At 67.8% G+C, this 22,852-nt stretch carries 26 protein-coding genes; 3 read left to right on the plus strand and 23 right to left on the minus strand.

Annotation, left to right across the window (positions count from 1 at the left end; translation table 11 throughout):
* Positions 1-3 precede the first annotated feature (3 nt).
* The 18 genes from glmU to mnmG all read right to left on the minus strand — a co-directional run bounded on the left by glmU (position 4) and on the right by mnmG (position 15,153).
* Positions 4-1,374: a bifunctional UDP-N-acetylglucosamine diphosphorylase/glucosamine-1-phosphate N-acetyltransferase GlmU gene (gene glmU, locus SVA_RS19120; RefSeq protein WP_096462729.1), complete on the minus strand. Its 1,371-nt coding sequence runs from the start codon at positions 1,372-1,374 to the stop codon at positions 4-6.
* A 53-nt stretch (positions 1,375-1,427) separates the two neighbouring features.
* Complete coding sequence (locus tag SVA_RS19125) at positions 1,428-1,913, minus strand: FKBP-type peptidyl-prolyl cis-trans isomerase (RefSeq protein ID WP_096462730.1); 486 nt, start codon at positions 1,911-1,913, stop codon at positions 1,428-1,430.
* A 2-nt stretch (positions 1,914-1,915) separates the two neighbouring features.
* Positions 1,916-2,338 (minus strand): F0F1 ATP synthase subunit epsilon, encoded by a 423-nt coding sequence (locus SVA_RS19130; protein WP_096462731.1) that lies wholly within the window; start codon positions 2,336-2,338, stop codon positions 1,916-1,918.
* A gap of 55 nt (positions 2,339-2,393) precedes the next feature.
* Complete coding sequence (gene atpD, locus SVA_RS19135; RefSeq protein ID WP_096462732.1) at positions 2,394-3,800, minus strand: F0F1 ATP synthase subunit beta; 1,407 nt, start codon at positions 3,798-3,800, stop codon at positions 2,394-2,396.
* Between the two features lie 28 nt (positions 3,801-3,828).
* Positions 3,829-4,698 carry a F0F1 ATP synthase subunit gamma gene (gene atpG / locus SVA_RS19140; protein WP_096462733.1) on the minus strand — a complete coding sequence of 290 codons (870 nt, stop codon included), beginning with the start codon at positions 4,696-4,698 and terminating at the stop codon, positions 3,829-3,831.
* A gap of 9 nt (positions 4,699-4,707) precedes the next feature.
* On the minus strand, positions 4,708-6,249 hold the full coding sequence (gene atpA / locus SVA_RS19145; protein ID WP_096462734.1) for a F0F1 ATP synthase subunit alpha: 1,542 nt from the start codon (positions 6,247-6,249) through the stop codon (positions 4,708-4,710).
* A gap of 15 nt (positions 6,250-6,264) precedes the next feature.
* Complete coding sequence (locus SVA_RS19150) at positions 6,265-6,801, minus strand: F0F1 ATP synthase subunit delta (RefSeq protein ID WP_096462735.1); 537 nt, start codon at positions 6,799-6,801, stop codon at positions 6,265-6,267.
* Positions 6,802-6,805: 4 nt separating this feature from the next.
* Positions 6,806-7,276, minus strand: a complete 471-nt coding sequence (locus SVA_RS19155) for a F0F1 ATP synthase subunit B (RefSeq protein WP_096462736.1) — start codon at positions 7,274-7,276, stop codon at positions 6,806-6,808.
* A 26-nt stretch (positions 7,277-7,302) separates the two neighbouring features.
* Positions 7,303-7,590 (minus strand): F0F1 ATP synthase subunit C, encoded by a 288-nt coding sequence (gene atpE / locus SVA_RS19160; RefSeq protein ID WP_096462737.1) that lies wholly within the window; start codon positions 7,588-7,590, stop codon positions 7,303-7,305.
* 34 nt (positions 7,591-7,624) lie between these two features.
* Entirely contained in the window at positions 7,625-8,443 is an 819-nt protein-coding gene (gene atpB / locus SVA_RS19165) for a F0F1 ATP synthase subunit A (protein WP_096462738.1), read from the minus strand.
* A 7-nt stretch (positions 8,444-8,450) separates the two neighbouring features.
* Positions 8,451-8,828, minus strand: a complete 378-nt coding sequence (locus SVA_RS19170) for an ATP synthase subunit I (protein WP_096462739.1) — start codon at positions 8,826-8,828, stop codon at positions 8,451-8,453.
* 153 nt (positions 8,829-8,981) lie between these two features.
* Positions 8,982-9,416, minus strand: a complete 435-nt coding sequence (locus SVA_RS19175; protein ID WP_269456931.1) for a CBS domain-containing protein — start codon at positions 9,414-9,416, stop codon at positions 8,982-8,984.
* 74 nt (positions 9,417-9,490) lie between these two features.
* On the minus strand, positions 9,491-10,516 hold the full coding sequence (locus SVA_RS19180; protein ID WP_169924196.1) for a glycosyltransferase family protein: 1,026 nt from the start codon (positions 10,514-10,516) through the stop codon (positions 9,491-9,493).
* Between the two features lie 98 nt (positions 10,517-10,614).
* Entirely contained in the window at positions 10,615-10,944 is a 330-nt protein-coding gene (locus SVA_RS19185) for an SEL1-like repeat protein (RefSeq protein ID WP_169924197.1), read from the minus strand.
* A 66-nt stretch (positions 10,945-11,010) separates the two neighbouring features.
* Positions 11,011-11,862, minus strand: a complete 852-nt coding sequence (locus SVA_RS19190; protein ID WP_096462742.1) for a ParB/RepB/Spo0J family partition protein — start codon at positions 11,860-11,862, stop codon at positions 11,011-11,013.
* Positions 11,859-12,629: a ParA family protein gene (locus SVA_RS19195; RefSeq protein WP_096462743.1), complete on the minus strand. Its 771-nt coding sequence runs from the start codon at positions 12,627-12,629 to the stop codon at positions 11,859-11,861. Before SVA_RS19195 ends, SVA_RS19190 begins: the two co-directional genes overlap by 4 nt.
* Positions 12,626-13,267 (minus strand): 16S rRNA (guanine(527)-N(7))-methyltransferase RsmG, encoded by a 642-nt coding sequence (gene rsmG, locus SVA_RS19200; protein ID WP_096462744.1) that lies wholly within the window; start codon positions 13,265-13,267, stop codon positions 12,626-12,628. Before rsmG ends, SVA_RS19195 begins: the two co-directional genes overlap by 4 nt.
* A gap of 11 nt (positions 13,268-13,278) precedes the next feature.
* Positions 13,279-15,153, minus strand: coding sequence for a tRNA uridine-5-carboxymethylaminomethyl(34) synthesis enzyme MnmG (mnmG, locus tag SVA_RS19205; protein WP_096462745.1), 1,875 nt, complete (start codon positions 15,151-15,153; stop codon positions 13,279-13,281).
* Between the two features lie 119 nt (positions 15,154-15,272).
* Here mnmG and SVA_RS19210 point away from each other — a divergent pair, with 119 nt between their 5' ends.
* From SVA_RS19210 to SVA_RS19220, 3 genes are read left to right on the plus strand one after another with little or no spacing between them, the layout of a single operon-like run.
* Positions 15,273-16,217, plus strand: a complete 945-nt coding sequence (locus SVA_RS19210) for an AAA family ATPase (RefSeq protein WP_096462746.1) — start codon at positions 15,273-15,275, stop codon at positions 16,215-16,217.
* A complete protein-coding gene (locus SVA_RS19215; RefSeq protein ID WP_148665566.1) occupies positions 16,214-17,125 on the plus strand; it encodes a DUF58 domain-containing protein in 912 nt (303 codons plus the stop codon). Before SVA_RS19210 ends, SVA_RS19215 begins: the two co-directional genes overlap by 4 nt.
* Entirely contained in the window at positions 17,122-19,092 is a 1,971-nt protein-coding gene (locus SVA_RS19220; protein WP_169924198.1) for a transglutaminase TgpA family protein, read from the plus strand. The genes SVA_RS19215 and SVA_RS19220 overlap by 4 nt, the downstream gene beginning before the upstream one ends.
* Here SVA_RS19220 and mnmE read toward each other — a convergent pair whose 3' ends face one another.
* Genes mnmE through rpmH form a run of 5 tightly spaced genes read right to left on the minus strand, consistent with a single transcriptional unit; the run spans position 19,093 to position 22,795 of the window.
* Complete coding sequence (gene mnmE, locus SVA_RS19225) at positions 19,093-20,439, minus strand: tRNA uridine-5-carboxymethylaminomethyl(34) synthesis GTPase MnmE (protein ID WP_096462748.1); 1,347 nt, start codon at positions 20,437-20,439, stop codon at positions 19,093-19,095.
* Between the two features lies 1 nt (position 20,440).
* The gene (gene yidC / locus SVA_RS19230) at positions 20,441-22,069 is read right to left on the minus strand and encodes a membrane protein insertase YidC (RefSeq protein WP_096462749.1); all 1,629 of its coding nucleotides are present in this window, start codon (positions 22,067-22,069) and stop codon (positions 20,441-20,443) included.
* Between the two features lie 3 nt (positions 22,070-22,072).
* Positions 22,073-22,306, minus strand: coding sequence for a membrane protein insertion efficiency factor YidD (yidD, locus tag SVA_RS19235; RefSeq protein WP_096462750.1), 234 nt, complete (start codon positions 22,304-22,306; stop codon positions 22,073-22,075).
* Positions 22,291-22,656 (minus strand): ribonuclease P protein component, encoded by a 366-nt coding sequence (gene rnpA, locus SVA_RS20535; RefSeq protein WP_096462751.1) that lies wholly within the window; start codon positions 22,654-22,656, stop codon positions 22,291-22,293. The genes yidD and rnpA overlap by 16 nt, the downstream gene beginning before the upstream one ends.
* A gap of 4 nt (positions 22,657-22,660) precedes the next feature.
* Entirely contained in the window at positions 22,661-22,795 is a 135-nt protein-coding gene (rpmH, locus tag SVA_RS19245; protein ID WP_096462752.1) for a 50S ribosomal protein L34, read from the minus strand.
* Positions 22,796-22,852 lie beyond the last annotated feature (57 nt).

The following is a 22,852-nucleotide window of genomic DNA, read 5'->3' on the forward strand; positions in this document are numbered from 1 at the left end:
GCATCATTTCTTCCTGGTCGGGCGCTTCCAGCCCGGACGGGTCTTCTGCTCGGCGCGCGTGAGCGTGAGCTGACCGGCCGGCGCGTCGCGCGTGATGACCGAACCCGCGCCGATCGTGGCGTCCGCGCCGACCGTCACCGGCGCCACGAGCGCCGTATTCGAGCCGATGAAGGCCCGGTCCTCGATGACGGTCCGGTGCTTGTTCGCGCCGTCGTAGTTGCAGGTGATCGTACCGGCGCCGACGTTCACGTCACGCCCGACACGGGCGTCGCCGACGTACGTCAGATGATTGATCTTGCTGCCCTCGCCCACCTCGGCGTTCTTGATTTCGACGAAATTCCCGACGTGCGCATGGTCTGCAAGGCGCGTGCCAGGCCTGAGGCGGGCAAACGGGCCGATGCGACATTCGCGCCCCACGCTCGATTCCTCGAGCACCGATTGCGGCAGCACGACGGTGCCGGCGCCGATTTCGACGTCGCGCAGGTAGCAGTTGGGGCCGATGCGCGTCCCATCGCCGAGCACCACCCGACCCTCGAGCACCACGTTGACGTCGATCTCGACGTCGCGCCCGGCCGCCACGCTTCCGCGCACGTCGAAGCGCGCGGGGTCGCGCACCGTGACGCCCTGCTCCATCAGGGTGCGCGCCTGATTGTGCTGGTGCACCCGCTCCAGCTGCGCCAGCTCCGCCTTGCTGTTCACGCCTAGCGTCTCCCAGGGGGCCGAGGGCTCGCGGGCGGCTATCGTCAGCCCGTCGCCCGCGGCCATCCCGATTATATCCGTGAGATAGTACTCGCCCTGCGCGTTGTGGTTCGTGAGGCGCGCGATCCACCCCTTCAGGCGCGCGGCGGGAGCGGCCATGAAACCGGTATTCACCTCGTGGAGGGCGAGCTCCGCCGCACTCGCGTCCTTGCGTTCGACGATGCGCTCGATGCGCCCGTTTCCGTCCCGCACGATGCGCCCGTATCCGGCCGGATCGTCCAGCGTCACCGTCAGGAGCGAGACGCCGGAACCGCCCGCCGCCTCCACGAGCGTCTGCAGGGTTTCGCGGCGGATAAGGGGGACATCGCCGTAGAGCACGAGTACGGTCGCGGCGTCGGGTATGGCGGGCAGGGCCTGTCGGAGCGCATGCCCCGTTCCGTTCTGCTCCGCTTGCAGTACCCAGCGCACGTCTTCGCCGGGGCACGCCTCCCGCACCCGCTCGCCGCCGTGGCCGTAGACGACGTGGATCGCCCGTGGCGCCAGGGCGCGAGCGGTCTCGAGGACGTAGTGCAGCAGCGGCCGCCCGGCGAGGTCGTGCAGGACCTTTGGCCGGTCCGAGCGCATGCGGGTGCCCTTGCCCGCGGCGAGTACGACGATTTCGAGCGGGTGGGGCATGGACGGGCCTCTCGGGGGGAACAGCTGAATTATAGGAGAGGCCGGAAAAATGTTTACTGGAGGAGCGACCGCCCCTGCGCCGGGCGTCCCGAGACCCGCTCTTCCTCGGTCGCGTCGCGGATCTCCCGCACGGTCACCTCGAAGGCGATGGTTTTTCCGGCGAGCGGGTGGTTCGCGTCCACCGTAATCCTGCCGTCGCCGACGTCCGTGACCACGAGGTTGATCGTCTCGCCCTTGGCGTTCTGCGCCTCGAACTGGGCGCCCACCTGGCGTAGCTCCGGCGGCGCGTTCTCGATGTCGTCCGTGAACGTCTGCTTCGGATCGTGGCCGCCGAACGCCTCCTCCGGAGCCAGCCTGACGGTGACCGAGTCGCCGACCTCGCGTCCCTCGAGCGCCTGCTCGATTTTCGGGAAAAGATCGCTCGCGCCGCCGTGCACGTACTCGACCGGCAGGTCGTTGATCTCGACGATCTCCCCGCCCTGGTCCCTGATGCGGTACGTGATCGAGACGACCTTGTGCTTTTCGACGACGGCGTTCATCGCTATTTCTTCGCCCGCTCGCGCAGCTTCCGGATGGCGCGCAGCTGCGCCAGAGCGTCGGCCAGCTCGGCCTGCGCGCGCGCATAGTCGATGTCGGCCTGGCGGTTCCTGAGCGCCTCCTCGGCGCGCTCCTTGGCCTTGAGCGCCGCCGCTTCGTCGAGATCGCGGGCGCGCGCCGCGGTGTCGGCCAGCACCGTCACCACGTGCGGCTGCACCTCGAGCATGCCGCCCGACACGTAGAACTCGAGCTCCTCGGTCTGCGTCTTCACGCGTATCTCTCCGGGGCGCAGCCGAGCGAGCATCGGCGAGTGCCGCGAAAGTATGCCGACTTCACCCTCCACGAGCGGCGCGACCACGAGCTCGGCCGTACCGGAGTAGATACTCCGCTCGGCGCTTACGATGTCGACGTGCATGGTCATGGCCATATCAGTAGACCGGTAAGTAGATTGCCGCTGATGAACTTGTCACTTGTCGCTGCGTTTACAGCGTCTTTGCCTTCTCGAAGGCCTCGTCGATGGTGCCGACCATGTAGAACGCCTGCTCGGGCAGGGCGTCGCAGCCGCCGTCCACGATCATCCGGAAGCCGCGGATCGTCTCCTTGAGCGGCACGTACTTGCCCGGCGTGCCGGTGAATACCTCGGCGACGAAGAACGGCTGCGAGAGAAAGCGCTGGATCTTGCGCGCGCGGCTGACGGTCAGTTTGTCCTCTTCCGACAGCTCGTCCATGCCGAGGATCGCGATGATGTCCTGCAACTCCTTGTAGCGCTGCAGCGTCGCCTGCACGTCGCGCGTGGTCCGGTAGTGCTCCTCGCCGATGACGTGCGGATCGACCTGGCGGCTGGTCGAGTCGAGCGGATCGACCGCGGGGTAGATGCCGAGCTCCGCCACCTGGCGGGACAGCACGACGGTCGCGTCGAGGTGCGCGAAGGTGGTCGCGGGCGAGGGATCGGTCAGGTCGTCCGCGGGCACGTACACCGCCTGGATCGAGGTGATGGATCCGGTCTTGGTGGAGGTGATGCGCTCCTGCAGCAGACCCATCTCCCAGGCGAGCGTCGGCTGATAGCCCACGGCCGAGGGCATGCGGCCGAGCAGCGCCGAGACCTCGGTGCCGGCGAGCGTGTAGCGGTAGATGTTGTCGATGAAGAGCAGGACGTCGCGGCCCTCGTCGCGGAAGTTCTCGGCGACGGTGAGTCCCGTCAGCGCAACGCGCAGGCGGTTGCCCGGCGGCTCGTTCATCTGGCCGTAAACGAGCGCGACCTTGTCGAGCACACCGCCTTCCTTCATCTCATGGTAGAAGTCGTTGCCCTCGCGCGTGCGCTCGCCGACGCCGGCGAACACCGAGTAGCCGGAGTGCTCGATCGCGATGTTGCGGATCAGCTCCATCATGTTCACGGTCTTGCCGACGCCCGCGCCGCCGAAGAGGCCGACCTTGCCGCCCTTGGCGAACGGGCACATCAGGTCGATGACCTTGATGCCGGTCTCGAGCAGCTCGGCGGAAGCGGCCTGCTCCGCGAACGAAGGCGCCGGACGGTGGATCGGCATGGACTTCTCCGCCCCGACCGGGCCCTTCTCGTCGATCGGCCGGCCAAGGACATCCATGATGCGTCCGAGGGTCTTGGTCCCCACCGGGACCGAGATCGGCGCCCCGGTGTTGGTCACCGTGACGCCGCGGCGCACCCCCTCGATCGGGCCCATCGCGATCGCCCGAACGATGCCGTCGCCGAGCTGCTGCTGCACCTCGAGCGTGAGGTCGGCGCCGTCGAGCGTCAGCGCGTCGTACACCTTGGGCAGCTCCTCGCGCGGAAACTCGACGTCCACGACCGCGCCGATGATCTGCACGATCTTCCCGGAGCCCTGTGTCACTTTCGCGGCAGGTACGGCACTCATGCTTGCACCTCGAATAAGGGAATCGTTCTCAAACCGCCGCCGCGCCGCCCACGATCTCGGCGATCTCCTGCGTGATCGCCGCCTGGCGCGCCTTGTTGTACCGCAGGTTCAGCTCGTCGATCAGCGTCCCGGCGTTGTCCGATGCCGATTTCATCGCGACCATGCGCGCGGACTGCTCGGAGGCGAGGTTCTCGACCACGGCGTGGTACACGAGCGACTCGATGTAGCGGGTGAGCAGGTCGTCGAGCACCTCGCGCGCGTCCGGCTCGTAGAGGTAGTCCCAGTAGTGCTTGAGCTCCGCCTGGGATTCGCCCTCGACCGCGGGCAGCGGCAGGAGCTGCTCCACGACCGGGCGTTGCGACATGGTGTTCACGAACTGGTTGTACACGACGTAGAGGCGGTCGATGCGCCCGGCGCCGTAGGCGTCGAGCATGATCTTCACCGTGCCGATCAGATCCTCGATGCGGGGCGTGTCTCCCAGGTGCGCGGCGTGCGACACGATCTCGGCGCCCAGCCGCTTCAGGAACGCGAAGCCCTTCGTGCCGATGCTGCACACCTCGACGGGCAACTGCTTGTCGTGCCACTCCTTCAGCGTCGGCAGCAGCAGGCGGAACAGGTTGGTGTTGAGTCCTCCGCAGAGCCCCCGGTCGGAAGTCACCACGATGACGCCGACGCGCTTCGCTTCGCGCTCGATCCAGAAGGGATGCCGGTACTCGGGATGCGCGAAGTGCAGATGCCCGATCACCTGGCGGATCTTGGTCGCATACGGGCGCGCGGCCTGCATGCGCTCCTGCGCCCGCCGCATCTTGCTGGCGGCCACCATCTCCATCGCACGCGTAATCTTCTGCGTGCTCTTGATGGACTTGATCTGCTTGCGGATCTCTTTTCCGGCCGCCATGGGTGTGCCTTACCAGGTGTGGCTTGCCTTGAAGGTCTCGATCGCCTGACGCAGCGCCGTGGCGATCTCGTCGCTGTAGGCCGGCTCGGCATCGATGCGAGCCAGCAGGCCGGCGTGCTCGTTCTTCATATACAGATGCAGCGCATCCTCGAACGCGCGCACCTTCTTTACGTCGACGTCGTCGAGAAAGCCCTCGTTCACGGCGAACAGCGATACGGCCATTTGGGCAACGGTCATCGGCGAGTACTGCGGCTGCTTCATGATCTCCATGATACGCGCGCCGCGATCCAGTTGCTTGCGCGTCGTCGGATCGAGATCCGAGGCGAACTGCGCGAAGGCCGCGAGCTCGCGGTACTGCGCGAGCGCGAGGCGCACGCCGCCGCCGAGCTTCTTCACGATCTTGGTCTGCGCGGCGCCGCCCACGCGCGAGACCGAGAGTCCCGCGTTAATCGCGGGGCGCATGCCGGCGTTGAAAAGGTCGGTGTCGAGATAGATCTGCCCGTCGGTGATCGAGATCACGTTGGTCGGCACGAACGCGGAGACGTCGCCCGCCTGGGTCTCGATGATGGGAAGGGCAGTGAGCGAACCCGTCTTGCCCTTGACCGCGCCGTTCGTGAGCTTCTCGACGTAGTCGCCGTTCACGCGCGCCGCGCGCTCGAGCAGGCGCGAGTGCAGGTAAAAAACGTCACCGGGATAGGCTTCGCGCCCGGGTGGACGGCGCAGCAACAGCGAGATCTGGCGGTACGCCCAGGCCTGCTTGGTCAAATCGTCGTAGACGATGAGCGCGTCCTGGCCGCTGTCGCGGAAGTACTCGCCCATGGCGCACCCGGCGTACGGCGCGATGTACTGCATCGCGGCGGACTCGGCGGCCGTCGCCGCGACGACGATCGTGTGGTCGAGCGCCCCGTACTCCTCGAGCTTGCGCACCACGCCGGCGACCGAGGAGGCCTTCTGGCCGACCGCGACGTAGATACACACGACGCCGGTGCCCTTCTGGTTGATGATGGCGTCGATCGCGAGCGCGGTCTTGCCGGTCTGGCGGTCGCCGATGATGAGCTCGCGCTGCCCGCGCCCGATCGGGACCATCGCGTCGATCGACTTCAGGCCCGTCTGCACCGGCTGGCTCACCGACTGGCGCGCGATCACGCCGGGGGCGATCTTCTCGACCGGCGAGGTGCGGCCGGTCTCGATCGGCCCCTTGCCGTCGATGGGCGTGCCGAGCGCGTCGACCACGCGCCCGACGAGCTCGGGTCCGACCGGCACCTCCAGGATACGCCCGGTGGTGCGCACGCGGTCGCCTTCGGTGATGTGCTTGTACTCGCCCATGACCACGGCGCCGACCGAGTCGCGCTCGAGGTTGAAGGCGAGCCCGAAGGTATTGCCGGGGAACTCGATCATCTCGCCCTGCATGACGTCGGCCAGGCCGTGGATGCGCGCGATGCCGTCGGTCAGTCCGACGACGGTGCCCTCCGTACGGGCCTGGGTGGCCGCCTCGAACTTCTCGATGCGGGCGCGGATGAGGTCGCTGATCTCGCTGGGGTTGAGTGCCATGGTTGCGCTTCCGATTTATTCGCTGAGCTGGGCGGCAAGGGCGGCGAGTCGGCCCCGCACGGAGCCGTCGATGACGAGATCGCCCGCCCGAATCTCGAGCCCGCCGATGAGAGCGGGGTCGACCGTGACGGCGAGGTCCACCTCGCGGCCGAAACGGCGCTTGAGCGCCGCGAGGAGCATGTCCTGCTGCTTCGCCTCCAGGGGAAAGGCGGTGCGCACGTCGACCGCCACGCGCCCTTCGGCCTCGGCGCGCATGGCCTCGTACAGCTCCCGGATCTCGGGAACGAGCGAAAGGCGGCGGTAGTCGACCAGCAGGTGCACGAAGTTGCGGCCCTCCGTGTCGAGCTGCTCGCCGAGCACGTCGAGCAGCAACGCCACGAGACGCTCGCGCGCGAGGCGCGGGTCCCGGGCGAGCGCCGCGACCTGCGGGTCGGCCACAACCGCCTCGAGCGTCGCGAGCGCTTCCGACCAGCGCGCGTACTGGTTTCGAGCGCGCGCCAGCTCGAAGACGGCTTCGGCGTAGGGGCGTGCCGTGGTGCGGGTCTCGGCCATGCGCCTAGAGTTGCTTCACCACCGCCTCGAGCAGGCGGGCATGCGCCTTCGGATCTATCTCCTTCTCGAGTATGCGGGCGGCTCCGGCCACCGCGAGCTCGGCGAGACGCTCGCGCAGCATCTCGCGCGCGCGGTTGGTCTCCTGCTCGATGTCGCCGCGCGCCGCGTGCACGATGCGCTCGGCCTCGACACGCGCGGCGCCCTTGGCCTCGTCGGTCACCTCGGCGGCGCGCTTCTCGGCCAGCCCGATGATCTCCTGTGCATCGGCCTTCGCCTTCTTGAGCATTTCGAGGGCGCGCTTTTCCGCGAGTTCCAGCTCGCGCTTGCCGCGCTCCGCGGCCGCTAGCCCGTCGGCGATGGTTTTCTGGCGCTCGGCCATCGCGCGCGTGAGCGGCGGCCAGACAAAGCGCATGGTGAACCAGATGAGGAGGATGAAGACGAGCGATTGCCCGATCAGAGTGGCGTTGATGTCCACGTCCGGCCTCCGGGTTTGATTCTGGGTTAACCGCCGACCGCCGTGCGCACGGCCGCCGTGAACGGATTGGCGAACGTGAAGAACAGCGCGAGGCCCACGCCGATCATGGTCACGGCATCGAGCAGCCCGGCCACGATGAACATCTTCACCTGCAGCATCGGCACGGTCTCCGGCTGGCGCGCGGCGCCCTCCAGAAACTTGCCGCCCAACAGGCCGAAGCCGATGGCCGTGCCCATCGCGCCCATGCCGAGGATGAGTCCGACGGCGATGGCGGTCGAGGCCTGAATGTCGGCCAGCAGCGTTGCGAGTTCCATGTTTCCTCCTGTAGGAAAAGTGTTGAGAACCGGTCTAGTGCTCTTCGTGCGCGAGGCTCAGGTACACGATGGTGAGCACCATGAAGATGAACGCCTGCAGGGTGATGATCAGGATGTGAAAGATCGCCCAGCCGAGGCCGAGGATGACCTGCGTGAAAAGCATCACCCAGCCGGTTGCGCTCGTGAGCACCCCGGTCAGGGTCTGCCCGAGCAGGAACAGCGCGATCAGAACGAAGATGAGCTCGCCCGCGTACAGGTTGCCGAAGAGACGCAGGGAAAGCGAAACGGGCTTGGCGATCTCCTCGACGAGCCGCAGGAGCAGGTTGAACGGGATGAACCACTTGCCGAAGGGCGCGAGCAGCATCTCTTTCGCGTAACCGGCGGGTCCCTTGACCTTGATGCTGTAGAAAATGATCAGGAAGAAGACCGACAGCGACATCGCGAAGGTCGCATTGAGGTCGGTCGTCGGCACCACGCGCAGGTAATGGACGTCGGCCAGGCCGGCCAGCCAGGGCAGCAGGTCGACCGGGATCAGGTCCATGAAGTTCATGAGCCAGATCCAGACGAAGATCGTGAGGGCGAGCGGCGCTATCAGCGCGCTCCTGCCGTGGAACGTGTCCTTCACCTGCTGGTCGACGAACTCGACCATGATTTCGACGAAGTTCTGCAGACCGCCCGGCACACCGGGCGTGGCGCGCGCGGCGGCGAAGCGGAACAGGGCGAGGATCACGAGGCCGAGGAGGCCCGAGATGATCAGCGTGTCGAGGTGGAACGTCCAGAAACCGTCGCCCGCCCTGAGGTTGGTGAGATGGTGGACGATGTAATCCGTGGGTGTCTGCGTCTGCGTAGCCATGACCGGCTCACCTGCGCGCAAACCGCGAAAAGACCGGCAGCAGCGCGAGCCAGTAGGCAAGCAGCGCCACGGCATACGTGGCGAAGGCCGGCAGGAACGAAACGTCGAGCCAGACGATGGCGATCCAGAACAGGGCCGCCGTGATCACGATCTTCAGAAACTCGCCCACGTAGAATGCCCGAACAAACTGCCGCGGATTGCGGCCACCCCGCCGCGCGTATAGCACGGCCGCAAAATAAAGACTTGCCAGCGCGGCGATCGAGCCTCCCACCAACGCCGACCACGCGGTGCGCCAACCCGAGAAAATCAGGAGCCCGGAGGAAATGACGATCGCGACCACGAACTGCGCAGCCACGACTCTGTAGGCATCGGCTCGGAAATCCATCGCCAGATCATGCGGTGAGGAACGGTAGACGCCGCAACCGCTCCGCGCCGCCCGGCGAGACCCGCTTAAGGCGCGCGCAGTATAAGGAGGGCCCGCGACAGCGTCAAATGTACCTATTAAATAAGGTTATGCGATGCGCGCGATAGCTCGCGCCTATGCCCGGCCGGTGATGTTGTGCTGGAAGATTGCCTTGTGCACGTCGCCCACGCTCACGATGCCTACGAGCTTGCCGTTGTCGGCAACCGGCAACCGCCGAAGGCGATGCCGGAACATCATCGAGGCGGCCTTGAGGACAGGCATCGTGGGTTCCACGGCGTAGACGCGGGTGGTCATGAGGTTCTGGACTTTGAGGTTCACCACGTCCTTGTAGTCGCGCTCGAAAGCCTCGAAGTCGGCCACCTCGGGGTTACCCATGAAGTCCTGCAGGTCGGGAAACATCCCCCAGAGAATATCCTTTTCCGAGATCATCCCGACGATCCTGCCGTCGTCGTCCACCACCGGCATGCCGCTGATCTTGTTGAAGCACATCACCATGGCGACCTCCCGGATGAGGCTGTCCGGGTGGGCGGTTTTCACGGCGGTTGTCATGATGTCTTTGACGAGCACGGGTGGGAGGTCCGAATAGTTGAGGCCGGCAGTATAGGATTCGCGGTCCGAGAGGGTCAACGAATGTCCAGGAGCCGGAGCAGCGCCCTCACCGCCTCGTCCACGCCGGTCGGAGCCGGCGGCCGCGGCGCTGGCAGGCTGCGCAGCCGCTCCATCTCGTCGCCGAAGGCACCGTGCCGAAGCGCGTCGCGACCGATTTCGGCGGACCGGGCATTTTTCGCCATCCAGCCGATCAGCGCCGGCTCCTCGGGCCAGTCGCCACGACGTACGTAGACGATCGGCACCCCGTTGCAGGCCGCTTCGGCGAACGTACCGTAACCGGGTTTGCCCACAACCCCGTCCGACGAGGCGAGAACGTCGACGAAAGGGAGCCCGAGCGACTCGAAAGCGGTAAAGCCCGGCCGGTGAACGCCCCAGGAAGCCGGCACGACATAGTGCGCAGAGGCGCGCGGCCAGCCCTCGACCGGCAGCCGCAGTTCGATGCCGCCCGGCGCGATCATCACGACCGGCACGTTCGCCTCGAGGCCGAGTCGCGCGCGCAGGCCTGCCGGATCGCACCGACCGAGTCGTGCGACCGGCCCGATGGTGCGCGCGCGAGGGAGATCCGGCATCGGCATGCCGGGCGTGAGGCGCAGGAACGCTTCAGCGGCCCGGTACGCCGTCCGTATCTCTGCGTGTATGGTCCGCACCTCCGCCTGGTCGCCTGCGCCGGCGCGCTTCGCATAGTGCGCAAAGACATCGGCCCAGTTCAGCGAGCACATCGCAACCGCGGGCACGCCGGCGCGCGCCGCGCCCTCGAGCATCGCGTAGGGCACGTTGGCGAGCACGGCGTCCGCGCGGTCGCGCTCGACGGCCGCAGCGGCTTCATCGACCCGCCCGCTCCAGTCCCGGTGGAATGAGCGATACGCGGCCAGGCTTTCTCGCACCTTTACGTCGATGGCAGATCCCATGACCATGCCGACGTCGGTGTCCATCGGCAGGTAGCGGAACGGCCCGGCAAACCGGGCGGCGAGGAAGTCGTACGGGAGGCGCGTTGCGAGGGTCAGCGCGACGTCGGCACGCCGCGCTCGCAGGGCGTTCACCACCGGCGCCGTCTGCGCGGCGTGTCCGTAACCGTGCGAAGAGAGGGCGACGAGAAGGCGCGGCACCGCGCGAGGTTAGCGCGCGGAAGCGCCGGATGCTAACGCTGCGCGGTCGCCGCGGGCGCGGCGAGCAGGCGACCGGCCTGCTCGATCTCGAGGGCGCTCAACTCGGTCTTGAGGAGGTCCCGGCGCTTGGCCGCCGCGGCGTTGCCCTGTTCGGCAGCCCGCGTGTACCACGCAAGCGCCGTGACACGGTGGTCGGGAAGATGAAAACCGAACTCGTACAGCACTCCGAGCTCGTACTGCGCATCGACCTCGCCGCGCTCCGCGGCGACGCGCAGGGAGGCGAGGACAGGGTCGTCGGCGGCACGGGCAGCCGGCGCCAGGCAAAGGACCACCAAAAGGAACGCAGGAACGACTCGGTTCATGACGGTTCGGACGGGCATGGTCGCTAACATATATATGCTATAGCCGCCCGACCCGGCGCCCGCCACTCAGCGTATCCGGTTCAGGATGCCTTCGAGCTCGTCCAGCGTGTGGTAGTCGACCGTCAGTCGGCCCTTGCCGGTCTTGGAATGGAGGATGCGAACCTTGGCGCCGAGCTTCTCCGACAGCCGGTCCTGCAGCGCCCGCACGTCCGGATCCAGGGCCCGATTGTGCTTGCGCGGCGAGGGTCGCTCGAGCAGACGGCGGACGAGGTTCTCGGTCTCCCGTACGGAGAGGCCCTTTTCGACGACCTGGTGGGCGGCCTCGCTCTGGGCCCCGCCGCCGAGGGACAGCAGCGCGCGCGCGTGGCCCATGTCCATACGACCCTCCTCCAGCATCTTGCGCACGTCGTCGTTGAGCGCGAGCAGCCGCAGGAGGTTCGTCACCGCGGCGCGCGAACGCCCGACCGCCTCGGCGACGCGCTGGTGGGTCATGCCGAACTCGTCGATCAGGCGCTGGAGGGCACCCGCCTCCTCGACCGGGTTCAGGTTCTCGCGCTGGATGTTCTCGATGAGCGCGATCGCGATCGCGGCTTCGTCCGGGATGCGGCGCACCACCGCGGGCACCGTACCGAGGCCGGCCAGCTGGGCAGCCCGCCAGCGGCGCTCGCCGGCAATGATCTCGTAGCTCCCCGACGGCAGCGGACGCACCACGATCGGCTGCACGACGCCCTGCGCCTTGATCGAGGCGGCGAGCTCGGCGAGCGCTTCGGGGTCCATGTGGGTGCGCGGCTGGTACTTCCCGCGCTCGAGCAGATCCAGCGGCAACTGCTTGAGCTCGTCCTTCTCGTCGGCCGGCTGCAGGCCGGCGCCGAGCAGTGCGTCGAGGCCGCGTCCGAGGCGCGGCTTCTTGGTCATCATGCGGCCTCCTCGCGGTTCAGCATCTCGCCAGCGAGCGCCAGATAGGCCTGTGCGCCCTTCGACTGCATGTCGTAGGCGATCACGGGCTTGCCGTAGCTCGGCGCCTCGGCGAGACGGACGTTCCGGGGAATGATCGTGCGGTAGAGCTTGTCGCCGAAGTGCTGCTTGAGCTGCGCCGACACTTCGTTGTCGAGATTGTTGCGGGGATCGTACATGGTGCGCAGCAGGCCTTCGATCTGGAGCGAGGGGTTCAGCGTCTCGCGGATGCGCCGTATGGTATTGAGCAGCGCCGTCAGGCCTTCGAGGGCATAGTACTCGCACTGCATGGGGATCATGACGCTGGTCGCGGCAACGAGAGCGTTCACGGTGAGCAGATTCAGCGCCGGCGGGCAGTCGATCAGGATGTAGTCGTAGCTGGAACGGACCGGTTCGAGCGCGATCTTGAGGCGCCGCTCGCGCTGGTCGAACTCGATGAGCTCGACCTCCGCGCCGGAAAGACTCCCGTTCGCCGGCACGAGATCGTACCCGCCCTCGACGTTGACGCGCGCGGCCTCGACCGGGGTCTCGCCGATCAGCACCGTGTAGGTGCTGGCCTGCAACGTCGACTTGTCGACGCCGCTGCCCATGGTGGCGTTGCCCTGCGGATCGACGTCCACGAGCATGACCCGCCGACGCGTCCGGGCGAGCGACGCGGCGAGGTTGATGCTCGTCGTCGTCTTGCCGACCCCGCCCTTCTGGTTGGCGATCGCGAGGACCTTGCCCTTCACGCGGTTTGCCCGTCTGGTGTCGGCTCGAGGATCACAAGGTGGCGCGCGGCGTCGAGACCCGGCACCGAGAGCTCCACCACCTCCCTTACCCGGAAGCCCGTGCCGACCGCGGCGATCTCCTCCTGCGGATACACGCCCTTCATCGCGAGGACGGCGCCGCCCGGCGCGCACAGATGCCGAACGCTCGCCAGCATATCAGGAATGGCGGCGAAGGCGCGAGTGACGACCGTGTTGAAAGGCGCCGCCGGCCGATACTTTTCCGCCGCGCTCTGGACGATCTCCACGTTGGCGATTCCAAGATCGTGAACCGCCTGCGTCACAAAGCGGATCTTCTTCGAGTTGCTGTCGAGGAGCGTGAAGGCCACATCCGGCCGCGCGAGCGCGAGCGGGATGCCCGGCAGCCCGGCGCCGGTGCCGACGTCGATCACGCGCGGACCCCGCAGATGCGACAGCACCGACAGGCTATCGAGGACGTGGCGGCCGACCATCTGCTCGATCTCGCGCACGGCGGTGAGATTGTAGGCGGCGTTCCAGCGCTCGAGGATCTCGAGGAACGCCGCCAGCCGCGCCGGCGCCGACGGCGCGAGCGTCAGCCCCATCGCCGCAAGGCCCTGGCTCAGCTTCCTTTCCAGGTTCATCCGGCAACCGCTCAGGCGCTGCGGCGCTTTAGATGGATGAGCAGCAGCGAGATCGCCGCCGGCGTGACGCCCGAGATGCGGGCCGCCTGGCCGAGCGTTGCCGGACGGTGCTGCGCGAGCTTCTGCCGGACCTCTGCCGAGAGACCATGCACGCCCTGGAAATCGAGATCGCTTGGCAGCCGGGTATCCTCGTGGCGCATGCCGCGCTCGATCTCTTCGCGTGCCCGCTCGATGTAGCCGGCGTACTTCGCCTGGATCTCGAGCTGACTCGCGATTTCGGGATCGTCGATGCCGGGACCTGCGCCGGCGACGCGAATCAGATCCGCATAGCGCACCTCGGGCCGGCGCAAGAGCTCGAGCGCGGTCGCTTCGCGAGCGAGCGGGCCCCCGAGCGCCGCGCGCGCCTCGTCCTCGCTCAGCATTCCCGGGCGAACTCGCGTCGCCGCGAGACGCGACTGCTCACGCGCGATCGCGTCGCGTTTTGCTTCGAAACGCGCGAACCGCGCGTCGTCGACGAGACCGAGACGCCGCGCGACCGGGGTAAGACGCAGATCCGCGTTGTCCTCCCGCAGCAGCAATCGATGTTCGGCGCGCGAGGTGAACATGCGATACGGCTCGGTGACGCCGCGCGTGACGAGGTCGTCGATCAGCACCCCGAGGTACGCCTCGTCGCGGCGCGGCCACCACGGTTCGTGGTCGTCGAGCGAGCGCGCTGCGTTGATGCCTGCGATCAATCCCTGCGCCGCCGCTTCCTCGTACCCCGTGGTGCCGTTGATCTGCCCGGCGAAGTACAGGCCGGCGATGCACCGGGTCTCGAGCGAGGGCCTGAGGGCGCGGGGATCGAAATAGTCGTACTCGATCGCGTAGCCGGGCCGGGTCAGGACGGCCCGCTCGAAACCCGCGATCGAGCGCACCAGATCCCATTGCACGTCGAAGGGCAGGCTCGTGGAGATGCCGTTCGGATACACCTCGTACGTGTCGAGTCCCTCCGGCTCGACGAAGATCTGGTGACGTTCACGATCCGCGAAACGCACCACCTTGTCCTCCACGGAAGGGCAGTAGCGCGGCCCGACGCCTTCGATCACCCCCGCGTACATCGGCGAGCGATCGAGCGCCGAGCGGATGAGGTCGTGAGTTCGCCCGTTCGTGTAAGTGATGTGGCAGGGCACCTGGCGCGGGTGCTCGTGCGGGTCGCCGAGGAACGAGAAGACGGGAACCGGCTCGTCGCCCGGTTGCGCCGTCATGGCCGAATAATCGAGCGTGCGGCCGTCGAGCCGCGGCGGGGTGCCGGTCTTGAGTCGGCCGACCGGCAGGCCGAGGTCGCGCAAGCGCGCCGCGAGGGCGTTCGCAGGCGGGTCACCCGCCCGCCCGCCCTCGTAGTTCGAGAGACCGATGTGTATTCTGCCCCCGAGAAAGGTTCCGGTCGTCAGCACGACCGCGCGGGCGCGAAAGCGCACGCCCATTTGCGTGACGACACCGGCGATGCGGTCGCGCTCGACCACGAGATCGTCGACGGCCTGCTGAAAGATCGTGAGGCGGGGAATCCCCTGGAGCAGGGCTCGTACGGCGCTCTTGTAGAGCGAGCGGTCCGCCTGGGCGCGCGTCGCGCGCACGGCCGGCCCCTTGCGGCTATTGAGCACGCGGAACTGGATGCCGGCGCGGTCGGCCGCCCGGGCCATGACACCGCCCAGCGCGTCGATCTCCTTGACGAGGTGTCCCTTGCCGATTCCTCCGATGGCGGGGTTGCACGACATCTGCCCGATGGTCTCGACGTTCTGCGTCAGCAGCAACGTGCGTGCGCCGGCACGGGCCGCGGCGGCCGCGGCTTCGGTACCGGCGTGACCGCCGCCGATGACAATGACATCGTACGATTCGGGGTGAAGCATGTGCGCAACGCGGGAAAACCGGCGGGGATCATAACACCCTGTGTTTGGGACGGTTAAGCACGGGTCCGCGAGGCCAGTTGCTACAATGAGATGAGACCCGATTCGATGCCGCTTCGCCCATGTCCCGCGCCAGCTTCGTCCCCGAATCCGACCGGCCGCGTCTCGCGCTCGACAGCGCCCTGCGCGCCATCGCGCAGGTCATCGTCGGCAAGGAGCGCCAGGTCCGTCTCGCGCTCGCCTGTCTGCTCGCGCGGGGCCACCTGCTGATCGAGGACCTGCCGGGCGTCGGCAAGACCACGCTGGCGCACGTGCTCGCGCGCGTCCTCGGCCTGGAGTTCACCCGAATCCAGTTCACGAGCGATCTGCTTCCCGCCGACATCCTCGGCGTCTCGATCTATCAGCCCGGGGCGGAGCGGTTCCAGTTCCATCAGGGACCCGTGTTCACGCAACTGGTGCTGGCGGACGAGATCAACCGGGCGACGCCCAAGGCGCAGAGCGCGCTGCTCGAGGCCATGGAGGAGCGGCAGGTCACGAGCGACGGCACCACCTACAAGCTGCCCGAGCCGTTCTTCGTGATCGCCACGCAGAACCCGCAGCACCTCATCGGCACGTTCCCGCTGCCGGAATCGCAGCTCGATCGGTTTCTCATGCGGATCGAACTCGGTTATCCGGATCCGGCGGCTGAGCGCGCGCTGCTCAAGGGGCGCGACCGGCGCGAGCTGCTCGAGGCGACGCAACCGGTCGTCGACATTCCCACCCTGGCCGGCTGGCAGCAGCGCGCCGCGCGCGTTCACGCGTCGGACGCACTGCTCGACTACGTGCAGGCAGTGATCGAGGCGACCCGGACGTCGGGGCTCTTTACGCAGGGCCTCAGCCCCCGTGGCGGTCTGGCGCTCCTGCGCGCCGCCCGCGCCTGGGCGCTGCTCGAAGGACGCGACATGGTGCTGCCCGAAGACGTGCAGACCGTCGCGCCCGCCGTGGTCGCGCATCGCGTCCGCGCGTCCTCCGAGATCCCAGGGCGCGAAGCCGTGCCTCGACTGCTCGCCGCCGTACCTGTGCCGTGACGGCGCCGCCCGGCGCAGGCTCGCACACCCTCGGCCTGCGCTCGCTCTACATTCTCCCGACGCGTCACGGGCTGCTCTACGCGGTCGTCCTCTTCGTCATGCTGGTGGCGGGGATCAACTACGGCAACGGGCTCGCCTACGGGCTCGCCTTCCTGCTCGCCGGGATCGGGCTCGTCATCATGCTCAGGACGCATCGCAACCTGCACGGCCTCAGGCTGGCGCCCGGCGTCGCGCATCCGGTTTACGCCGGGGACGTTGCCCATTTTTCAATTCGAATCGAGAACGTAGGAGGACCCGAACGGTTGGCGGTGGTGGTGGAAGGGGGCGATTCGGCGGTGCGCGCACAAGTCCCCGCGGGCGCGTCGGTGGCCCTCGACGTTCCCGTGCGCAGCGCGCGCCGGGGATGGCTCTTTCTCCCGCCCCTGTCCATGCGCACGCGTTTCCCGCTCGGGCTCTGGCACGTGTGGTCGCGCCGCCTGGCGCTCCCCCAGCGCTGTCTGGTGTATCCGCGTCCCGCCCCGGCCGACGGGGCACTGCGACTCGCGGGTCCTGCGACCGGCGAGGGAAGGAACGTCGGCGAAGGGGACGATTTCGTCGGTCTCCGCGAGTATCGCCACGGTGATGCGCCGCAACACGTCGCGTGGAAGTCGGTCGCGCGCGGACAGGGCTGGTACACGAAGGAGTTCGGCGGCTCCGGCACGACGCCGGTCTGGATCGAGTGGGATGCTTTTCCGCAACTCGACCTGGAGATGCGGTTGAGCTTGCTTTGTCGCCTCGTCCTCGACGCCGAGCGGCAAGGCCACGTGTACGGGTTGCGGCTCCCGAGCGGGGAACTGGCACCGTCTCATGGCGATGCACATCGCGACCGGTGCCTCAGAAGACTCGCCCTGTTTCCCGAGGCATCGTGAGCCGCTCCACCGTTCCATTGACGCCGGTACAGCGGCAAGGCCTCGCCTGGCTCCTGCTCGGTGGCGCTGCCGCGCTGCTTCCGCTGGGGCGCGAACTGCCCTGGTGGGCGGTGGCGGCCTTCGCGGGACTGCTGTGTTGGCGCCTCGGCATCGACCGTCGGGGCTGGCCCGCGCCCGGTCGTCTGCTTCGCGTCGCCTTGGCCGCATTCGGCGTGGCCCTCGTGTACGCGCGCTACGGGAGCTTCCTGGGGCGTGATCCCGGAATCGCGCTCCTGGTCTGGCTGACGGGAACCAAGGCGCTCGAGCTGACGGACGAACGGGACGCCATGCTTTGGGCGTTTTTGCTGTTCCTGCTGCTGCTCGGCGGCTTTCTCTACGACCAGTCCCCGCTACACGCTTTCTATGCGCTCGTGGTCGTGGTGCTGGTGGTCGCAGGAATGATGCGCCTGCATGAGGACCGGCCGCTCACACCCGTCGCGCGGTTCCGTTACGCGGCGGTCGTGGTGGTGCAAGCCTTGCCGCTGATGCTCCTCATGTACGTGCTCTTCCCCCGCCTGCCTGCGCCTCTCTGGTCCTTGCCGAATCCCTCGCGCGCGGCCCTGACCGGCATGTCGGACGAGATGCGCCCCGGCAGCATCGGCGAGCTGGTGGCGTCCGGGGCGATCGCTTTCCGGGTGCATTTCGACGGCGCACGGCCGGCGACCACGGACCGCTATTGGAGGGTCCGGGTGTTGTGGGACACCGACGGGCGTGTATGGCGCACCGGAGCCAGCTATGACGAGTCGCCGGGGTTCGAGCCGCTCGGCGATCCTGTCGCGTATCGGGTCATGCTCGAGCCTACGGGGAAAACGTGGCTCCCCGCCCTCGATATGCCGGTCATCGCGCCGGCCAACACCCGGATCCGGTCGGGCCGGGTGCTCGAACGGCATCAGCCGGTCAACGAGCGCGTGGTCTACGTGCTGCGTTCCCATCCGCGCCATCGGACCGGCCCGCTACCCGCCTGGGAACGACGCCGGGCGTTGGCCGTGCCGCCGACGAGCGAACGCGTGCGTGCCCTGGCACGGTCATGGCGGCAAGCGGCCGAAGGCGACGACGACGTCGTGCGTGCGGCGTTGCAGTACTTCCGCAAGGAATCTTTTCGCTACACGCTGTCGCCCCCCCGGCTCGGTGACGACCCGGTCGACGAATTCCTGTTCGAGACACGGCGCGGCTTCTGCGAACACTACGCCGCCGCCTTCGCGACCCTGATGCGGGCGGCGGGCGTGGCCACGCGCGTGGTGATCGGTTACCAGGGGGGCCTCTACAACCCCACCGGCGATTACGACATGGTGCGCCAGTCGGATGCGCACGCCTGGACCGAGGTGTGGCTCGCGCCGCGGGGCTGGGTGCGTGTCGACGCGACCGCAGCCGTCGCGCCGGAGCGCGTGGAACAGGGCATCGAGTCCGTCGTCGCGGAGGGCGCCGAAGCACGGGCCGGCGAGCCCGCGCGCTTCGAAGCGCGGTGGCTGGCGCGCGCCTGGCAGCGGGCCCGGTTCACCTGGGACTATGTCAATCTCTCCTGGTTCTACTGGGTGAAGGACTACGACGAGAACCGCCAGACGCGGCTCCTCGACAGGCTGGGGCTTCGGGACTCCGCGGGGCTCGTGCTGGTCGCTGGCGTGATGGGCCTGGTCCTCGCTTATGCCTTGGGAGCCGGCCGACGGCGTCGCCCGGGCGATCCGCTGGCGCGCATCTATGATCGCTACTGCCGCAAGCTCGCGCGCGCCGGTCTCGCGCGCGATCCGCATGAGGGGCCGCTGGACTACGCGCGCCGAGCCGCTGCCCGCTGGCCGGAGCAGCGTGCCGCGATCGTGGCGATCACTTCGCGCTACGTCTCGTTCCGCTACGGCAGCGCCCAGGCCTCGCCCCGCGAGCGTACCGCCCTCGCTCGCGCGGTCCGTCGTCTGGCGGTGCCGCGCGCGCGCTGATCATTTGCCGATGCAGAAGCTCGTAAAGATCCGGGAAAGCAGGTCCTCGGTAGTGAATGCGCCGGTTATCTCGCCGAGGACGCGCTGCGCCCCGCGAAGCTCTTCGGCCAAGAGCTCGCCCGCGCGCTGATCGGCCTGTTCGGCGGCGAGGTCGAGGTGGGTGCCGGCGCGCGCCAGCGCGTCGAGGTGGCGCCGGCGCGCAATGAACCCGCCCTCGCCCGCCGGCTGATACCCCATGCGATGCTTCAGATGTGCCCGGAGCGCATCGAGCCCGGCGCCCGACTTGGCGGAGATCGCGAGCGCGACTCCGGCCGGCGTGACGAATTCGCCGGCCGGCCGGCCGGTCAGGTCGATCTTGTTGTAGAGCAGCGTGCGTGAAATATCGGCGGGGACATGCGAGAGGAGCGACGCCACGTCGTGATCCCGTTCGTTGTCGTCGAGGACCACGAGCACGTGATCGGCGCGCGCCATCGCCGCGCGGGCGCGAGTCATCCCTTCGCGCTCGATCGCTTCGCCGCCCTCGCGCAAGCCTGCCGTATCGAGCACGTGCACCGGCAACCCGTCGATGGCGATATGCGCTCGCACGATGTCGCGCGTGGTGCCCGCCGTCGGACTCACGATCGCCGCTTCTTCCCGCGCGAGCGCATTGAGCACGCTCGACTTCCCCGCGTTCGGCGCTCCGGCCAGAACGAGCGTCATGCCCGCCTGAAGCAGCGCGCCTTGCCGTGCATTCCGCGTCAGGTTCGCGAGACGGGAGCGGATCGCGGCGAGCTCGTCCCGCACTCGCGCGTCGGCGAGAAAGTCGATCTCCTCTTCCGGAAAATCGATCGCCGCTTCGACATGCGTGCGCAGCGCGACGAGCGCCTCGACGAGCTCGTGTACTTCTTGCGAGAACGCGCCGGCCAGCGACCGCGCGGCGGAACGCGCGGCAGCCTCGGAACTCGCGTTCACGAGGTCCGCGATGGCCTCCGCCTGGGCGAGGTCGATCTTGCCGTTGAGAAAGGCGCGCTCCGAAAACTCGCCCGGGCGGGCAAGGCGGGCGCCGAGCTGAACCAGGCGCGCGAGCAACATATCGAGGACCACGGGCGAACCGTGGGCGTGCAGCTCGAGCACGTCTTCGCCGGTAAACGAGAACGGCGCCGGAAAATAGATCGCGAGGCCGCGATCGATCTCGCGGCCGGCGGCATCGCGGAAGGCGCGAAACGCGGCGTGCCGGGGGGCGGGCACGTCCCCGAGGAGCACGGACGCGACCGCGCGCACGGTCGGTCCGGAAACGCGTAACACTCCGATCCCGCCGACTCCGGGCGGCGTCGCCACGGCGGCGATCGTGTCGCCGGCGGTCACGATGTCAGCCGGACTTGGCCTCGATGACGCGGGTGATCCGCCACTGCTGCAGAATCGACAGCAGGTTGTTGACCACCCAGTAGAGCACGAGGCCGGCAGGGAAGAAGAGGAAGAAGATGCTGAACACGACCGGCAGGAACATGAACACCTTCTTCTGAATGGGATCCGCCGGCTGCGGGTTGAGCCACTGCTGAATGTACATGCTCACGCCCATGATGACCGGCAGCACGAAGTATGGATCGGGCGTCGAGAGGTCGCGAATCCAGAGCACAAAGGGAGCCTGGCGCATCTCGACGCTTTCGAGCAGCACCCAGTAGAGCGCGATGAAGACCGGGATCTGGATCAATATCGGAAGACAGCCGCCGAGCGGGTTGATCTTCTCGGTCTTGTAGAGCTCCATCATCGCCTGATTGAGCTTCTGGCGGTCGTCGCCGTAGCGTTCCTTGAGGCTCGCGAGCTTGGGCTGGAGCTTCTTCATGTGTGCCATCGATTTGTAGCTCGCCGCCGACAACGGATAGAACGCGAGCTTGATGAGCACCGTGAGAATGACGATCGCCCAGCCCCAGTTACCCACCCAGCGGTGGATGAGCTCGAGCAGCCAGAAGAGCGGCGCGGAGATCACCGTCAGCCATCCGTAGTCGACGGTGAGCTCGAGCCCGGGAGCGATGTCTTCCAGGCGATGCTGCTCCTTCGGCCCGACGTAGAGCGCCATCGCGACCCGACCGGTTTCGCCCGGCGCCACGCGCGCCGGGGTCAGCGCCTTGGTGCCGAGAACGTAACGCTGACCGGGCAGCACGTCCGTATAGAACTGATTCTTGTCCGCGTCCGCGATCCAGGCGCCCACGAAGTAGTGCTGAAGCACGGCAACCCAGCCGTCCGGTGTCTCGCGTCTGAGCGGCTTCGCCGCCATGTCGTCGAACGAAATCTTCTGGTACTTGTCCTCCGGCGTGTAGATGGCTCCGCCCGTGTAGGTCGGTATCGCGAAGAGTCCCGGCGCCTGCACGTAGGAACGAACGAGCTGACCGTACAGGTATCCGATCCACTCGCGCTTGGTCGTGTTCTCGACGGTGTACTCGACGGTGATGAGATAGCTGTCGCGGCGGAACACGTAGGTCTTCGTGTAGCGTGTGCCGTCCGGTGCCCGCCACGTCAGGGGGACACGCAGCTCCTGCTCCCCGTCACCGAGCCGGTAGCGTTGCTCGGCCGCCCGATAGTGCGCCTTGTGAGTGGGGAAGTCGGCGGTGTGTCCGACGATTCCGGATTGCGCGACGAAGGTCTCCTGCTCGGTATCCTTGAGCAGCGCAATGGGCTCGTCGGGCTTGTCGACCGATACCGGGTGTTTGAGGAGCAGCAGGCGCCGCAAGTCGCCACCGGCGGTGTCGATCTCCGCTCGGATAACGTCGGTCACCACCTCGACGCGCTCGGCGCTGGGGAATGCGAGCGGCTTGGCCTCGACGGGGGCCGCCTCTCCGGGAAGCGCCGGCGCGGCGGGAACGGCGGCCTCCGGTGCAGGCGCCTGCGTGGGCGCCTCGGCTGCGGGCGGAGCGGCCGCGTGCTCTCGTTCCCATGCCTGCCAAATCAGCATGAGCACGAAGGCGAGCGCGACGAAAAGAACCAGCCGGTAATTGTCCATGGGTCAGCGTACGATGCGTGGACTCGCTTCCGGAACGGGGTCGTAGCCGCCCGGGTGCCACGGGTGGCACCGCGCGATGCGGCCCACACCGAGCCAGGTACCCCGCAGGGCCCCGTGAATCTGGATGGCCTCGAGCGCATAAGCCGAGCAGCTCGGATGAAAGCGGCAGCGCTGCCCGAGCAACGGGCTGACCAGATAGCGGTAGCCCCGCAGGAGGAAGATCAGCAGCGAGCGCATTTGGAGGAGGCGGTTCGCCAGTGGCGTTGCAAGGCATCGGCTCTGGCTTGCGACGGGGCGGCCGCCGCTGCGGTGTGAGCGATAACGACGACGTCGAGACCGGCTAGCATGCTTTGATGCAAACGAAAGGATTCGCGAATGTGGCGCTTGATGCGGTTGCGCTCAACCGCCTTGGATGAAACCCGGCGCGATACGGCAGTGCCGAGCCGACCGTGCGGGAGCCCGTTGGGCGCGGCGTAGACCGTGAAGAGGGCGTCCCGGAGCTTGAGTCCGGCACGCGTCGTGTCGCGGAAGGCCGCGGGCTGCCGCAAGCGAAGGTCGCGCGGCAGGCCGAGCGGGTTTCGCGACAACCCCTCAGGCGCTCAGCCGAGCGCGGCCCTTTGCACGGCGGGCCCGGAGCACGGCACGGCCGCCGGCCGTGCGCATGCGCGCGCGAAAACCGTGTGTCCGCTTGCGCTTGAGTACGCTGGGCTGGTAGGTGCGTTTCATCGTCCTGAGCTTTCCGGAGCGTGCTGCGATCGAGGGGCGGCACGTTACTTTCTCGCA

Origin of the sequence: Sulfurifustis variabilis (assembly GCF_002355415.1) — a bacterium.
Lineage (GTDB): Bacteria > Pseudomonadota > Gammaproteobacteria > Acidiferrobacterales > Sulfurifustaceae > Sulfurifustis > Sulfurifustis variabilis.